General features: G+C 67.8%; 13 protein-coding genes. 4 read left to right on the top strand and 9 right to left on the bottom strand.

Translation table 11 applies throughout. The features are described 5' to 3' along the window. Positions 1-222: 222 nt before the first annotated feature. The 3 genes from O3I_RS20695 to O3I_RS20705 form a co-directional block, all read right to left on the bottom strand. Positions 223-1116: a helix-turn-helix transcriptional regulator gene (locus O3I_RS20695; protein WP_041562743.1), complete on the bottom strand. Its 894-nt coding sequence runs from the start codon at positions 1114-1116 to the stop codon at positions 223-225. Positions 1117-1356: 240 nt separating this feature from the next. Beyond that, complete coding sequence (locus O3I_RS20700; RefSeq protein ID WP_014984923.1) at positions 1357-2160, bottom strand: SDR family oxidoreductase; 804 nt, start codon at positions 2158-2160, stop codon at positions 1357-1359. A 262-nt stretch (positions 2161-2422) separates the two neighbouring features. After that, positions 2423-3004 carry a TetR/AcrR family transcriptional regulator gene (locus tag O3I_RS20705; RefSeq protein WP_014984924.1) on the bottom strand — a complete coding sequence of 194 codons (582 nt, stop codon included), beginning with the start codon at positions 3002-3004 and terminating at the stop codon, positions 2423-2425. Between the two features lie 154 nt (positions 3005-3158). Between O3I_RS20705 and O3I_RS20710 the strand changes: the two genes are divergently transcribed. Continuing rightward, positions 3159-4355 carry an FAD-dependent oxidoreductase gene (locus tag O3I_RS20710; RefSeq protein WP_014984925.1) on the top strand — a complete coding sequence of 399 codons (1197 nt, stop codon included), beginning with the start codon at positions 3159-3161 and terminating at the stop codon, positions 4353-4355. A 23-nt stretch (positions 4356-4378) separates the two neighbouring features. Here the strand turns inward: O3I_RS20710 and O3I_RS20715 are convergent, their stop codons facing one another. Next, entirely contained in the window at positions 4379-5647 is a 1269-nt protein-coding gene (locus tag O3I_RS20715) for an alpha/beta fold hydrolase (protein WP_014984926.1), read from the bottom strand. 51 nt (positions 5648-5698) lie between these two features. Continuing rightward, a complete protein-coding gene (locus tag O3I_RS20720) occupies positions 5699-6526 on the bottom strand; it encodes an EamA family transporter (protein WP_014984927.1) in 828 nt (275 codons plus the stop codon). Between the two features lie 152 nt (positions 6527-6678). On the opposite strand from O3I_RS20720, the gene O3I_RS20725 reads away from it, so the two are divergent. Continuing rightward, positions 6679-7530 carry a LysR family transcriptional regulator gene (locus O3I_RS20725; RefSeq protein ID WP_014984928.1) on the top strand — a complete coding sequence of 284 codons (852 nt, stop codon included), beginning with the start codon at positions 6679-6681 and terminating at the stop codon, positions 7528-7530. A gap of 39 nt (positions 7531-7569) precedes the next feature. Here O3I_RS20725 and O3I_RS20730 read toward each other — a convergent pair whose 3' ends face one another. Both O3I_RS20730 and O3I_RS20735 read right to left on the bottom strand, forming a co-directional pair. Further along, complete coding sequence (locus O3I_RS20730; protein ID WP_014984929.1) at positions 7570-8832, bottom strand: hypothetical protein; 1263 nt, start codon at positions 8830-8832, stop codon at positions 7570-7572. Positions 8833-8934: 102 nt separating this feature from the next. Continuing rightward, positions 8935-9432, bottom strand: coding sequence for a GNAT family N-acetyltransferase (locus O3I_RS20735; protein WP_014984930.1), 498 nt, complete (start codon positions 9430-9432; stop codon positions 8935-8937). Between the two features lie 520 nt (positions 9433-9952). On the opposite strand from O3I_RS20735, the gene O3I_RS20740 reads away from it, so the two are divergent. After that, on the top strand, positions 9953-10903 hold the full coding sequence (locus tag O3I_RS20740; protein ID WP_014984931.1) for a hypothetical protein: 951 nt from the start codon (positions 9953-9955) through the stop codon (positions 10901-10903). A 125-nt stretch (positions 10904-11028) separates the two neighbouring features. Here the strand turns inward: O3I_RS20740 and O3I_RS20745 are convergent, their stop codons facing one another. Together O3I_RS20745 and O3I_RS20750 are read right to left on the bottom strand one after the other, a co-directional pair. Beyond that, positions 11029-11919, bottom strand: coding sequence for an LLM class flavin-dependent oxidoreductase (locus tag O3I_RS20745; RefSeq protein WP_041562744.1), 891 nt, complete (start codon positions 11917-11919; stop codon positions 11029-11031). An 84-nt stretch (positions 11920-12003) separates the two neighbouring features. Further along, positions 12004-13449 (bottom strand): amidase, encoded by a 1446-nt coding sequence (locus tag O3I_RS20750; RefSeq protein ID WP_014984933.1) that lies wholly within the window; start codon positions 13447-13449, stop codon positions 12004-12006. A gap of 128 nt (positions 13450-13577) precedes the next feature. On the opposite strand from O3I_RS20750, the gene O3I_RS20755 reads away from it, so the two are divergent. After that, positions 13578-14012: a VOC family protein gene (locus tag O3I_RS20755; RefSeq protein WP_041564092.1), complete on the top strand. Its 435-nt coding sequence runs from the start codon at positions 13578-13580 to the stop codon at positions 14010-14012. Positions 14013-14018 lie beyond the last annotated feature (6 nt).

The raw sequence follows: 14018 nt of genomic DNA on the forward strand, positions 1-14018 counted from the left end.
AGGGGTATTCACTCGGCGAACAAGGATCGGAGCGCATTCACGAAGACTTTCGGAGCGCACCGCGTCGAGCTGTTTCACCGTATGCCGCCGAAACAGCCACCGGCAAAGACGAATAAGCAGCAGGCACCATAGAAAGTTCCTATGCGGCCCCAACAGGCGCGGATGCGACGACAGCGCTCGGCCAGCCGGGGCGCACGACCGAATGACCAGTGCGGGTAAGGGCTAGTCGTGGTGTTCTTCGAGTTCGGTGGCCGGTGTCTGCCGGGTGGCGGCCCAGGATGCCAGGAGCGTCAGATTGTCGGCGGTGGGGGTGCCCGGGGGTGCGGTGTAGATGGTGAGGTGCAGGCCGGGTTCGGCCGGGAGTTCCAGGGATTCGACGTCCAAGTCGAGGCGGCCGACGATCGGATGGTGCAGCCGCTTGCGTCCGGATCGGCGCAGGCGCACGTCTCGAGATGCCCACCGTTGCCGGAACAGCTCACTGCACGTCGACAATTCACCGACCAGCGCGATCAGGTCCTCGTTGTGCGGGTCGCGGCCGGCTTCCATCCGTAGTTTCGCGGCGACGTCAACGGCGATCCGGTCGTAGTCGACGAAGAAATCTCTGGCTGCCTCGGGAGCCAGATAGACGAACCGTGCGGTGTTCGCGGGTCGGCGCGGGTCGGCCAGTATCGGTGAAAACAGCGCACGGGCAAGTTGATTCGTGGCGAGCACGTCATAACGGCCGTTGCAGATCCAGGCCGGCGCGGCAGAGACGGCGTCGAGCATCTGCTGCAGCGTCGAGCGCACCGGCACGGCAGACCTGCGCCGGCGGGGACCGCTGGACGTCGCGGATCGGCGCGCGAGGTGGAACAGATGGTCGCGCTCGGCCTCATCGAGTTGCAAGGCTGCGGCCACCGCGTCGAGCACGCCATCGGACGCACCGGCGAGGCTGCCGCGTTCCATGCGCACGTAGTAGTCGACCGAAACTCCAGCCAGCAGCGCTACCTCCTCGCGACGCAGCCCCTTGACCCGACGATTGCCGCCGTAAGCGGGCAGGCCCGCCTGCTCTGGTGTGATCCGGGCGCGACGCGAGCTGAGAAACTCCCGGATGTCGGTGCGTAGATCCATCGTGGCCATCCTTTCACCGTAGGCCCGTCCCGCAGTTCGAGGGAGGCACTGCGGGTACCCCTGACGACTGCGTTGCGACCGGGATTCGGGGCGCGGTCATCGGCGCCGCGCCCAGACCCTTTCCGGTCCTGGGCGTCATCCGCGAGACTGCCGCAATCGACCTCCGTCGCTGAGCCCACCATCTCACCAGGGATATCGAACTCGGCAGCATCCAGTGGTGCTCGTTGGACGGAAGGCTTCGCGCAGGTACTAGGTACCCGTTGCGGTCGTCGCGATACCGCCGTCGACCGGGATGACGGCACCCGTGAGGTAGGCCCCGGCGCGGCTGGCGAGGAACACGGCGACACCCGCCATATCGTCGTCGCGGCCCAGCCGGCGCAGCGGAGCCTTGGCCGCGATCGTGTCGCCGACGGCCTCGAGGGTGGACGCCATCATCTGCGACGGGAACGGACCCGGGGCTACCGCGTTCACCGTGACGTGTTCGGGGCCCAGTTCCCTGGCAAGCACCCTGGTGAGTTGATGCAGTGCCGCTTTGCTGCTGGCGTAGGAATAGTTGGGCGATTCGGCGACGTGGATGGCGGCGATGCTGCCGATGTTGATGATGCGCGCGGGATCGTCGGCGACGCCCGCCTTGCGAAGTGCGGGAAGCAGCGCCTGCACCAGCCAGAACGGCGTCTTGAGGTTGAGGTCGAGCACCGTGTCCCAGGCCTCGTCCGGGAACGTCGCCAGCGGCTCGCGCCACATCGCGCCCGCGTTGTTGACGAGAATGTCCAGGCGTGGCGAGTCGGCCTCGACCAGATCGGCGAGGCGACGACATTCGTCGTGCTTGGACAGATCGGCGGGGATTGCTCGAACGTCGCCGAATTCGGACAGCAGACGCTGCGCCCGCTCGCACGTGTCCGGGTTGCGCGAGCTGATGAGGACGTGGGCACCCGCCTGGAGCAGGCCACGCGCGATCATCATTCCGATGCCGCCGGTGCCGCCCGTGACAAGGGCGCGTTTCCCACTCAGATCGAAAAGCTCTGCGTGGGTGGTGAATTGGTTGTCCGACATGGATCTCCGTCCCTGCTGCCGTGGAAGAATGTGACTCCACCAGGCTGACAGGCATTTCGGACGTCTGGGAGAGCCTGGCAATACAGGTACTGCGCGACCCCCTTTCGCATGACCCTGCCACAATCATTCCTGCACAGCCACTTTCGCGATCTGTAGTGCGATCCGGCATCGGCCCGCGCCGTACCCATCCTGGGCTCGCCGGCAATCCAAAGAACGCCGTCCCTAACGGACAGTGCGGTCAGGCGCTGTCGCGACTTGTGGACTACTGCGTCGTGGCTGTCCAGCCGGTGTCGAGGAGCGTGAAGATCCGGTCGAGCGCCTGCTCGGGGGCGTCTCGTCCGTGGACGAGGCTGACTGCTTCGAGGGCGAAGTGGGCCAGCGCCTGCGCGGCGGGGTCGTTGTCGGGTAGCCCGGCGTCGGCGACGATCGCTGCGGCCAGGGCGTTTTCGTGACGCAACCACATGCGCCGCGCATGCTCGCGCAGTGCCGGCGTGGTGTCGATCAGGTGGAGGAAGTCGGGGAAGCGAGGGTCGGTGCGGACCTGTCGAGAGCGCTCGTCGCGCAGCAGTGTGCGCAGCGCCTGCGGGATGGACTGGCCGGTCGGGCGTTCGCGAACGGCGGCGACGAGCGCCGCCTCGCGGTCGGTGTCCTGGTCGAACACCAGGGCCTCCTTGCCGCCGGGGAAGTGCTTGAACAGCGTGGCCACCGAGACATCGGCGGCGTCGGCGATCTCCCGCACGCCGACCGCGTCGTAGCCGCGCTCCAGGAACAGCCGCAGCGCCGCGTCCGCCAAGGCTCGGCGGTTGGCGGCCTTCTTGCGCTCGCGGCGTCCCGGTTCGGTCATATGCTCACCCTAGCGCATGGGTAGAACCAGTTGATAAGTAGAACCGATATACTTTTCGAACGATATCAGTTACGTTGGTTCGGACCAGACCGTCCGGCCTGCGTCCAGCGGCGACAACCACACCGCCGCAACAAGTTCGGAAAGGATCCACCCCATGACCACACCCCGTATCGCGATCGTCGGCGGCGGCCCCGCGGGTTTGATGTGCGCCCGTGTGCTGCAGGGCTATGGCATCGAGCCCGCGGTGTACGACGCGGACGCCGCCGTGGACGCCCGCGACCCGGGCGGGACGCTCGACCTACATGCCGACAGCGGCCAGATCGCGTTGGAGGACGCCGGGCTGATGAACGCCTTCCGGGCGTTGGCGCGGGTCGAGGGCCAAGCCAAAAGCCGCCGGGACCAGCACGGCACCGTCCTGGCCGAGTTCACTCCCGCCGCGGGCGACGACGCGGCGCCCGAGATCGACCGCGGCCAACTGCGAACCATGCTTCATACGCACCTGCGGCCCGGCACGGTCGCCTGGGGACACAAACTCGTGCACGTGACCCCGCTCGAAAGCGGTACGCACCGACTGGAATTCGCCAACGGCGCGAGCACGGAAGCCGACCTCGTCATCGGTGCCGACGGCGCGTGGTCGCCGGTTCGCCGGCTGCTCACCGCCGCGGTCCCGCAGTATCTCGGCGTCAGCTTTTTCGACGCCCGATTCGACGACGTGGACACCAGGCACCCCGAGATCGCCGAGATCGTCGGTGACGGCCACATGTTCGCCACCGACGGCGACGGCCGCGCGGTGATCGTCCAGCGCAACAGCAACGGTGTGATGCGCGGTTACGTGGCGTTCCGCGCCGAACTCGACTGGCACGTCACGGCCGTCGTGGACGTCACCGACCGCGCCGCCGTCCGGGCCTTCCTGCTGCGGGAATTCAGCCGATGGTCCGCGCTCATGCGCCCACTGATCACCGACAACGACGGCGACTACATTCCACGCAGCTTCTGGGCCCTGCCCGCTCCGCTGACCTGGAACCACGTCCCGGGTGTCACCTTGATCGGCGACGCGGCCCACCTCATGGCACCCTTCGGCGGCCACGGCACGAACCTCGCGTTACTCGATGGCGCGGAGCTCGCGCACGCCCTCGCGAAAGAGAACGATCTCGACGACGCGATCGCCCGCTACGAGACGACGATGTTCCCCCGATCCGGGGAACTCGCCGTGAGCTCGAACTCCGCGCTCACACGGTTCTTCGCCACGACATCCCCCGATACGCCGCACCTTCCCCCGGACCATGCGCAGGAACACAAGAACTACCAGGCCCGGGCGGCCGAATATCGACGCAGGCAACAGAATTCATAGGCGGGAAACCAGGGCGCTCCGGTTCAGATCTGGTCGTGCAGTATGCGCAGCAGGTGGTCGAGGACGCGTCCGCTACTGGTGCGCAGTCCGTCGTGCTCGTGTTCGTTGGTCGCCCACAGCCGTAGACCTTTGATGGTCTCGGCGGTTTGCAGCGAGTATGTGGCGTCGACGTACATGTCGTCGAGGTAGACGGCGGCGGCCACGGGGACCTCGTTCGCGGCCAAGCGCTGCGGGTCGTAGAGGTCGGGCCAGTCCGCGCGGGCGAACAGCAGCTCGGCGGTCGCGCGCAGAGGCTCGAGGCAGGGCTGGTCGAAGTGGCACGGGTAGGTCATCTCACCCGTGAACAACACCGGATCGTCCCCGGCCAGCGCAGCGCGCGCGTCGAACTGGGGGAACTCGCCGCGTATTCGCTGCGCCGCCCAGTTGGTGGCACCGGTGAAGCGCTGGGCGTAGGTGAGTTCGTGCATGAGCGGGTTCAGCGGCAGTTGGGCGTAGCTGAGGAAACCCGCGATGCGGGCGAGCAGGCTGTCGGATAATTCTGTTCCAGCCCAAGAGTTTTCGAGAAGGTAGTGCAGCACGTCCGCGCCGTCGCGGGTACCGAGCATCAGTCCGAGCGACTGGAATGCCTCGACGGTGAGCAAGGATCCGTCGGGCAGCGGCGCCGGATGCTCGATCAGGTGCGCGGCGATGCGCCGGACCGCGGCGACGTCCTGCGGGTACCGGCGGTAGTAGGCGGTGTTCTTGCGGTGCACGCGCGGATAGGTGGCGCGGTAGACCTCGTCGGCGGTGACGCGCAAACCGGGAAGACCGCCGGTGATTATTGCTTCGCGCAGACCCTCGGGCGCGAACGAGAGGTAGGTGACGGTGCACATGCCGCCGAAGCTCTGGCCGAGCACCGACCATGGTTCGCCGATCAGTGTTCGCCGGATCAGTTCGGCGTCGCGGACGATCGCGTCGGCACGGAAATGGGTGAGATAGTCGGCTTGGGCGGCCGACGCGCCACGGGCGGGGAGCGTTTGCCGGGTGATCGGGCTGGAGCGGCCCGTGCCGCGCTGGTCGAGCAGCAGGACGCGGTAGTCGTCGAGCGCGCGGTCCAGCCAGGAATCCCGGCCGAGCGGACGCGGCGGCACCATGCCGGGGCCGCCTTGCAGAAACAGCAGCCAGGGCAGCTGCTCGCGTTCGCGTCCGGTGGCCACGACCTCGCGAGCGTAGATCTCGAGGTGCTCGCCATCGGGCTGATCATGGTCGAGGGGGACGGAAAAGTGGTGGTCGGTCAGCGTTACACCGTGCATGGAAAGCTCCTTTGCGGCAACGAGTTATCTTGGTAGGGGCGTTGTTTCGGCTTACGTCGAGCATTGTCGCCGCGTCGAACTCGGCTTCGTGCCGATGCTGATGGCATTGGCCGCGATGATCGCCGCGATGCTCGACCAGGCGGCCACGTCGAGCCGCTGACCCAGCACGAGCGCACCGACGACCGCGGCGAGCACCGGGTTGACGCTCATGAACAACCCGAACGCCGCAGCGGGAACGCGACGCAGCGTGAACAGGTCCGCAAGGAACGGCACAGCCGAGGCGAGGATGCCGCACGCGACAGCCGCACCGACCGCACCGATCGAAGGCGGGTGATGCACTACGACACCCACTCCGAGCGGCAGGTATATCAAGGCGGACAGCCCCGCCGCGGCCGCGGTGCCCTGAGCCCCCGTGAAGCGCTGTCCGAGGGAACGGTTGAGCAGGATGTAGCCTGCCCAGCAGGCAGCGGCGAGCAGCGCAAGCCCCATGCCGAGATAGTCGGCGGTGGGGCGCGGGCGCATCAGCACGACGACCCCCGCGACGGCGAGCACGGCACAGCCCAGGTCCACGCGTCTGCGCGAGCCGGCCAGCGCGAGCGTGAGGGGACCGAGGAACTCCAGGGTCACCGCCAAGCCGAGACCGATCCGGTCGATCGCGGTATAGAGCGACAGGTTCACCACACCGAAGACGATCGCGAGCAGCAGCACCGGCCCCCACTGGCGTCGCGTGAAGGACCGAAAGCGCGGCCGGCCGACCGCGAGCAGCACCGCCGCCGCGACGCACTGACGGACCGCGACGACGCCGACCGGGCCAAGCACCGGGAAGGCCAGCGACCCGATCGCGGCACCGAGCTGGTTCGAAAGGCCGCTGGCGAGCATCGTGCAGACTCCGGCAATCGACACGGCACCGGGTTTCGCGGGCAGGACGGCAAGCTCTGCCGGGCGAGTGGGGTCTGCTTGCACCCACCGATCCTGTGCCGCCGCCGCACATTCGCAAAATGCATGGCGCACACCAACTATACGATCTGGTTATGGATATCGAGCTGCGTCAGTTGCGTTGCCTCGTCGCGATCGTCGACGAAGGCACGTTCACCGATGCCGCAATCGCTCTCGGCGTCTCACAGGCAGCCGTCTCGCGCACCCTCTCGGCGCTCGAGCAGCGCCTCGGCGTACGGCTGCTGCGGCGCACGTCCCGCGAAACCGCGCCGACCACGATCGGACTACGCGTTGTGGCGCACGCCCGGCGCGTGCTGAGCGAGGTCGAAAACCTGGTCCAGGAAGCGACATCGGGCCACGTCGAACTACGTATCGGTCACTCCTGGTCAGCACTCGGCCGACGCACACTCGCCTTTCAGCACCGCTGGCAGGCAGCACACCCGGAAACCCAACTGCACCTGCTCCGCATCAACTCCCCGAGCGCCGGGCTGGCCGAGGGCACCGCCGACCTCGGAGTCATCCGCAAACCGTTGACGGACCGCCGCTTCGAGAGCGCCATCATCGGCCTGGAAACACGCTGGTGCGCGCTCGCCGCCACCGACCCCCTGGCGCGACGCCGCTCCGTACGCCTGGCCGACCTCAGCAACCGCGTCCTGCTCGTCGACCGGCGCACCGGAACGACCACCACGGATCTGTGGCCCGCCCACGCGCGCCCCGCAGAACAGCAGAGCCGCGACATCGACGACTGGCTCACCGTCATCGCCACCGGCCGTTGTGTGGGAGTCACCGCGGAATCCGTTGTCGACCAATATCCCCGCCCCGGCATCGCCTACCTGCCGGTACGCGACGCCGAACCCGTAGCCGTACAACTGGTCTGGTGGCGCGACGACCCCCACCCCGCCACCCGCACCGTGCTCGAGCTGCTCACCGAGCTCTACCGCACATGAAGCTCGAAACCCACACCGCGAACGGTCGGGTCAAGGCCCTCAACAGACCTCGTGACGATCCAGCAATCGCTGCTGGGTCACGCTGCGGGTCTGGGTCGGCGATGTGCAGCGGCTGACGGTCTCGCCGATCGGCCCGGCTCCGAGAGGAGTGATGGGGTGGTGCAAGGGAGAGCGCGGGTTCACGGTGGTGTCGCCGATATCGGTGACCAGGTAGCGGACCGGCCGGGTCAGCTCCCCGACGATCGGAAAATGCTTGTCGGCCAGTCGTTCCGCGTCGCCCTCGCGCGGGGCGTGGAGTTGCTCGACCACGCCGTACCGCGGATGCATCAGCACCGTGCGGCGCGGATTCCGGTCCGCGTTGACGCGGTCCCACACCGAGAGTTCCAGTTCGCTCGGATAGTAGTCGGCGGTACTGAGCACCCCGGTGTCGCTGGCCGAGGTGCCGATGTCCCATCGAGCTGTCGACAGATCCGGGAACTCGCGCACCAACCGTCGGTAGGTGTCGCTGACTGCGGCGGGATCGGTTGTGCCCGTTAGCCGTACCGTGATATCGCCCATCCCGATGTCGCCCTTCGGCGCGCCGTCGCTCATGAAGGAGGCGAAGTAGTAGGTCCAGGTCTGGGTGGTCCAGCGCACCCGGTCGGCGGGAAACGCGCGACTCAGCTCGAGCCAGCGTGCCGCGTGCCCGGGCGCATCGCCGAAACCCTTGTGACCGGATTTGAAGGAGCTGTCGGTGTCCGGCCGGCGAATCTCGAGGTCCACCTGCCACTCGCGGAAGTCCGGTCCGTCGGTCACCTGCTCGCGGAACGCGCGGACCACCTGCGCGACCTGATCGGTCGAAGCGTCTGCGGTCAGCACGACGACCACCGAGAACGTGTCCCCGGAACGGGTGGTGACCTCGTGCACTCCCGGCATCCGGTCGAGCATGGTTCGCGTTTCGGCCGCCTCCCGCACCAGGGGTGCTCGACTACCGGGAAAGACGAAATTCACTACGCCATAACCGGTACAGGACGAGGCGAGCACCCCGACCACGGCTATCACCACCCCGGCCAGGCGATTACTGCCCCGCCGGTCCGAGCGGAGAATCCACCCCGCCACCAGCAGTGTGACGGCGACGCCGATGGCGATCGCGGGCGCAGCGAACGACCGCGTCCCTTCGCTGCACTCCAGGTAGAAGCAGGCGTCGGAGAACAACAGCACCAGCGGAACGAGTACACCGAGGCAGGCTGCGCCACAGTAGGCGAGCCAGTACCAATCGAATGTGCCACGACGCTTGCGGTCGTTCGATTCTTCGGCGAGCACGAGATCACTCGATTCATGGTGTCACTGTGACGGGCGGTCACCGGCCACGGACACTGCCGCAGCATGGAATGTCGTGAACCTTTTCACGGCCGGTCGGCGCGTTCAACACCCCGGTTTCGGGGGCGAGGTGGGCAGCGGATGTTGTTCGGCCAGTGCCAGTTTGAAACCCACGTGGCTGGCTTCGAAGCCGAGCTTGCCGTAGAAACGGTGCGCGTCCGTGCGGCTACCGTGCGAGGTCAACTGCACCAGGGCACAACCGCGCGCCCGCGCCCGCCGCACGCACTCCTCGATGAGTTGTGCGCCCAGGCCGTTGCCACGCAGCGGCCGATCCACGCGCACCGCCTCGATCTGCGCCCGCACCGCACCCTTGTGGGCAAGACCCGGCAGGAAGCTGAGTTGCGCGGTGCCGACTACGGCACCGTGGTGTTCGGCTACCAGCAGTTCCTGGCGCGGATCGGCATCGATCACGGCGAACGCCGCGCGATACGGGCTCAGATCGTCCACCGATTCACGGGCACTACCCAACGTGTCGTCAGCAAGCATCCGCACCAGCGCCGGCAGGTCCTCGATCGTCGCGGACCGAAAGATGATCTCGTCCATGCACCGATTCCATCATGCGGCGGGGGAGGACTTCCGCCTGCTTCCCACTCGTACCGGCTTCGGCTCGTCGCGCCACTCGGACGGCTCGCGAGGAAACACCGAATTGGTACCGGCGTACAGGGGTGCCCAGTTTTCGATGGGTTTAGTAGCAGTTTCGTTTCGTGTTCACCAACCAAACGTAAACGTAATGAGGGCAGGGGAGTTGGGCGACCGCCTCGAGTCCTGACCCCCGATAATGTTCACTTATCGGAGGTCAGGACTGCTGGTCGATTACCGAGTCTTCTTGCGACACGAACTCTTTCGTTTCGTATGAATACGTCACTATTGACGAAACCAACGCTACGATTTTCGAGTGTCCAACGTCTGCAACTACCCGGGCTGTGCTCGACCCATCACGCGTGGCGGGGGGCCCGGCCGCCCTTCGGAATACTGTGATCACCCGGAGCACACGCGATGGCGCGCGTGGCGGGAACGGCAACGGCTACAACAGGAGTCGGAGGTAGCCGACGCTTCCGTCACTGTGACGCAGCAGGGGCCGGTCACCGTGGCTCGATTACGCGCGGATGAGCTGCTCACCCAATTCCGTGGTCTCGCAGATCAACTGGGTAATACGCTGAACGCCGCCGTCGCCGAACTGTCCACGCTCGGCGATCCCTCGGTGGCCGAGGCGCAGGTCCAGGCGGTGCAAGCCGATGCGGCGCGCCGGATCGCGGAAGCTGAAATGGCTACTGTCGCGGCAGAACAGGCGCGCCGCGAAGCCGAGGAAGCGCGAGCGCTGGCCGAAGCCGCGGCCGATGACGCCGCCGGTGCGGCCGAACGGGCGGAAGCCGCGATCGCCGACGCGCACAGCACCCGCGACGACGCACTACGCGAGGTCGAACGCGCCACGCGTCAGGCTGCCGACGACGTGTTCGCGGCGCGCAGCGACGCCGAAGCCGAGGTCCGCACCGCGCGCCGCGAAACCGCGGAGGAGATCGCACGGATCCGACAGGAGGCGACCGAACAGGTCGAGCGCGCCGAACGGCGGGCCGCCACCGACATCGCGCACGCGGAACGGGAAGCGGCGGCCAAGGTCGGCGCCGCGCACTCCGAGCGCGACCTCGCCGTGCAGCGTGCCGCCGACGCCGAACGGGCGACCGAACGCGCCGAGCAGGCGGCGATGGAACGGATCGAAGCCGCCAACGAGGCGCGCGAAGAATGGCGCCGGGTCCGCGTCGAACTCGACAGCACCCGCACCGAACTCACCGAAACCCGCCGCACCGCTGCCGCTGACATCGCGGCGGCCCGCGCCGAATCCAGTGCCGCAATAGAGAAGGTCCGCACCGAAGCCGCCCAGCGAATCGACGCACTCGACGAGGCTCGCGCGCAAACACTCGCGCGCGCCGAACGCGCCGAGGCGCAACTGGACGAACTACTCGCCGAAGCCCGTCGCCCGGTCACCGACCGCCCAGCGCGAGCGGGCGCCTCGTAGCCGCTATGCCAGTGGCCACTTGGGCGGGAGCTCCGTAACCGGAGTGTCGGTGGCGACCCTTGCGGGGGTCACCGGCACCTCGTCAGCATGATTTCGAAAGGAGCGTGCGGCGGTCGTCGCGCCACCTACTCGCCGCACAAGGCCCGGACAGCCGGGACGACGTCGCCGATCCAGCGGCGGAGTTGGGTTTCGTCCTCGGACTCCGGCCAGTACACGAACGTGTCGAAGCCGGTTTCGGTGGCGAGGTCGGCCAGGATGCGGGCCCAGCCGGCGGCGTCGGTACGGATCTTCTCTTCACCGCGCAGGGTGACCGGGCCGGGCGCGTCGGTGATGGTGCCGACGAGTTGCGCCATCCGGGTGATGTCGGTCGGCGCGCGTCCCGCGTCGACGGCGGCGGCCGAGATGATGTCTTGCGTCGCTTGCCATTTCTCGTAGGGCAGGTAGTGCGGAATGGGTGCGGCCCAGCCGTCGGCGATGCGCCCGGTGAGCGCGTTCGCCTTCGGGCCGACGCTGCCGAACCAGATCCCGACCGGATGGGCGGGCGCGGGGCCGGATTGCACGCCGTGCACGGTGTAGTGCGTGCCGTCGACGTTCGCTTTCGTCCCGGGCTGCCACATGGCGCGGATGACGGCGGTGGCTTCTTCGAGCGCTTGCAACGCTTCGGGATTCGATCGGGTCGGGCCGCCCATGGCGCGGATGGCGGGCCAGAACGCGCCCGCACCCAGCGCGAGTTCGAAGCGTCCGCCGCTGAGCAGGTCCAGGGTCGCCGCCTGCTTGCCGAGCATGGCCGGCCCGCGCAGCGGCAGGCTCGCCACGTCCGGAAACACCCGCAGCCGTCCGGTTTCCGCCAACACGGTGGCGATCACCGCGAAGGTGTCGGCCAGCCCGCCGGAGTACGGGTGGTCCTGGATGCCGAGCAGATCGAGGCCCTCCCGGTCCGCCACCTTCGCCAGCGCGCGCAGCCGTGGCAGTTCGGTCGCCGTCGGCGCCCACTGAATACCGAATCGCAAACTCACCTCGCGATCATGCCACCCGCCGGCGCAGCGGATGATCTTGATGCGACCGAACGGCCTGCCGGCAGCGAAACCCGCGCTTGTCCGTCACGGTGCGCGGAAGCCGCCGATCTCCTGCTCGAGCAGCTCGGCCAGCCGCAGCGGCGTGCGGTCTTCGAACATCGGGCCGATGAGCTGCACGCCGACCGGCAGTCCGGCGTCGGTGCGGTCCGCGGGGATGGCGGTGGCGGGCAGACCTGGCATAGTGGCCAGACCCGCCCAGACGAACTGGTCGTTGAACGAATAGTCGACGCCGTCGATGGCGATGCGCCGCTCACCCAGACCCGTGTGGTCGTGCGGGAACGCGGGTGTCGGCGTGATCGGGCACACGACCGCGTCGAACTCCGCGAACAGCTGCCGCCACCCGTGGCGATGTAGTTCGCGGCGGTTGTTCGCTTCGATCCACTCGCGGTGGCTGAATACCGCACTGCGTTGCCACACCGCCTGATAGCTGTCGTCGTGCGGGTCCAGTCCGGCCGCGGCGGCGCGCAGCAATTCGTACCTGTCCGCCGGGAAACGCGCGGCGAGATCGGACACCAGCAGCTGGGTGTAGAGCGTCGCAGCCTCGGCGAGGTCGGGCAGCAAAGGACTCTGCCGCGCCACGTGCGCACCGGCGGCGACCATCGCGTCGGCGACCCGCTGTAGCCCTGCGCGCACCGCGGTCCCGGTCGGAATATTCGGATGCTCGTCGAGAACCAGCACACGGAAGTCGGCGAGGCGCTCGTGGCGGGCGGGCGGCAGCGCCAGCTGATAGGCGATGCCGTGCGTGAGCGGATCGGGCCCCGCCATCACGTCCAACAGGAGAGCGAGGTCGCGGGCCGTGCGGGCCATCGGACCGACCACCGGGAGATCACGCTCGGTGGGCAGCGCAGGCCCCGGTGGCGCGACCATGCCGCGACTGGCCACCAGCCCGAGGGTCGGCTTGTGCGCGTAGACGCCACAGAAGTGCGCGGGCGTGCGCAGCGATCCGGCGATATCGGAGCCGAGCGAGAGCGCGCCGAAGCCGGCGGCCAAGGCGGCAGCCGATCCGCCGGAGGATCCGCCCGGTGTGCGACTGTGATCCCACGGGTTGTTGGTGGTGCCGTAGATGTCGTTGTAGCTCTGGATGTCCTGCAACATGAACGGCACGTTGGTTTTTCCGAGTACCACTGCACCGGCTGCCTCGATCCGCGACACCTGCACCGCGTTCTCGGCGGGCACGTAGTCGCGATACGCGGGCACACCCCAGGTCGTGGGCAGACCCGCGATGTCGTAGGACTCCTTGACCGTCACCGGGACACCGAGCAGCGGACGGTCCTCGCCGTGTGCCCGCGCCTCGTCGGCTCGCCGCGCCGCCGCCCGCGCCCGGTCGAAGTCCGGCACACAGATGGCATTGATCGTCTTGTCGTCCCGCTCGATTCGAGCGATCGCCTCCTCGGTCAACTCGACCGACGTCACCGCACCCGCACGCAGGGCGGCCAAAAGTTGTTCCGCCGAATGAAAACTCCGCTCCATGACCGCGACCCTACCGACGCCGCGGAAGTCCTCGATCCCGTGAGCGGGTTCGTCCCGAATGTCCCCGCGAACGGCGCCTTGTCGTAATAGATGTGCGCGACGACCTGCCACGCCTCTATGGTGAGCCGATGGCATCGGTGAAAAAGGTTCAAGTCACCTTCGACTGTGCGGATCCCGAGCGCGTCGCCCGGTTCTGGTGCGAGGTATTGGGATACGTCGTGCCGCCGGCGCCGGAGGGCTTCGCCGACTGGGACGAATACAACCGCACGTTGCCGCCGGAACGCCAGAACGCGGGGGCCGCTGCCATGGATCCCGCGGGTGTGGGTCCGCGCCTGTATTTCCAGCGCGTGCCCGAGGGCAAGGTCGTGAAGAACCGTGTGCACCTCGATGTGCGGGTCGGCACGGGACTGACTGGCGAGGAACGCGTGGCCGCGCTCGAAGCCGAATGCGCTCGGCTGCTCCCGCTCGGCGCGACCCGGCTGGAACTGCTGCTCGCCGACGAGGAGAACGAGTCGTGTCTGGTGATGCAGGACATCGAGGGCAACGAGTTCTGCCTCGACTGAACTACT

It is taken from the genome of Nocardia brasiliensis ATCC 700358 (assembly GCF_000250675.2).
Taxonomy (GTDB): domain Bacteria; phylum Actinomycetota; class Actinomycetes; order Mycobacteriales; family Mycobacteriaceae; genus Nocardia; species Nocardia brasiliensis_B.

Bases quoted from the DNA above. Each gene is read 5' to 3' on its own strand.
- O3I_RS20695 (WP_041562743.1), bottom strand. From the start codon at position 1,116: ATGGCCACGATGGATCTACGCACCGACATCCGGGAGTTTCTCAGCTCG.
- O3I_RS20700 (WP_014984923.1), bottom strand. From the start codon at position 2,160: ATGTCGGACAACCAATTCACCACCCACGCAGAGCTTTTCGATCTGAGT.
- O3I_RS20705 (WP_014984924.1), bottom strand. From the start codon at position 3,004: ATGACCGAACCGGGACGCCGCGAGCGCAAGAAGGCCGCCAACCGCCGA.
- O3I_RS20710 (WP_014984925.1), top strand. From the start codon at position 3,159: ATGACCACACCCCGTATCGCGATCGTCGGCGGCGGCCCCGCGGGTTTG.
- O3I_RS20715 (WP_014984926.1), bottom strand. From the start codon at position 5,647: ATGCACGGTGTAACGCTGACCGACCACCACTTTTCCGTCCCCCTCGAC.
- O3I_RS20720 (WP_014984927.1), bottom strand. From the start codon at position 6,526: ATGCTCGCCAGCGGCCTTTCGAACCAGCTCGGTGCCGCGATCGGGTCG.
- O3I_RS20725 (WP_014984928.1), top strand. From the start codon at position 6,679: ATGGATATCGAGCTGCGTCAGTTGCGTTGCCTCGTCGCGATCGTCGAC.
- O3I_RS20735 (WP_014984930.1), bottom strand. From the start codon at position 9,432: ATGGACGAGATCATCTTTCGGTCCGCGACGATCGAGGACCTGCCGGCG.
- O3I_RS20750 (WP_014984933.1), bottom strand. From the start codon at position 13,449: ATGGAGCGGAGTTTTCATTCGGCGGAACAACTTTTGGCCGCCCTGCGT.
- O3I_RS20755 (WP_041564092.1), top strand. From the start codon at position 13,578: ATGGCATCGGTGAAAAAGGTTCAAGTCACCTTCGACTGTGCGGATCCC.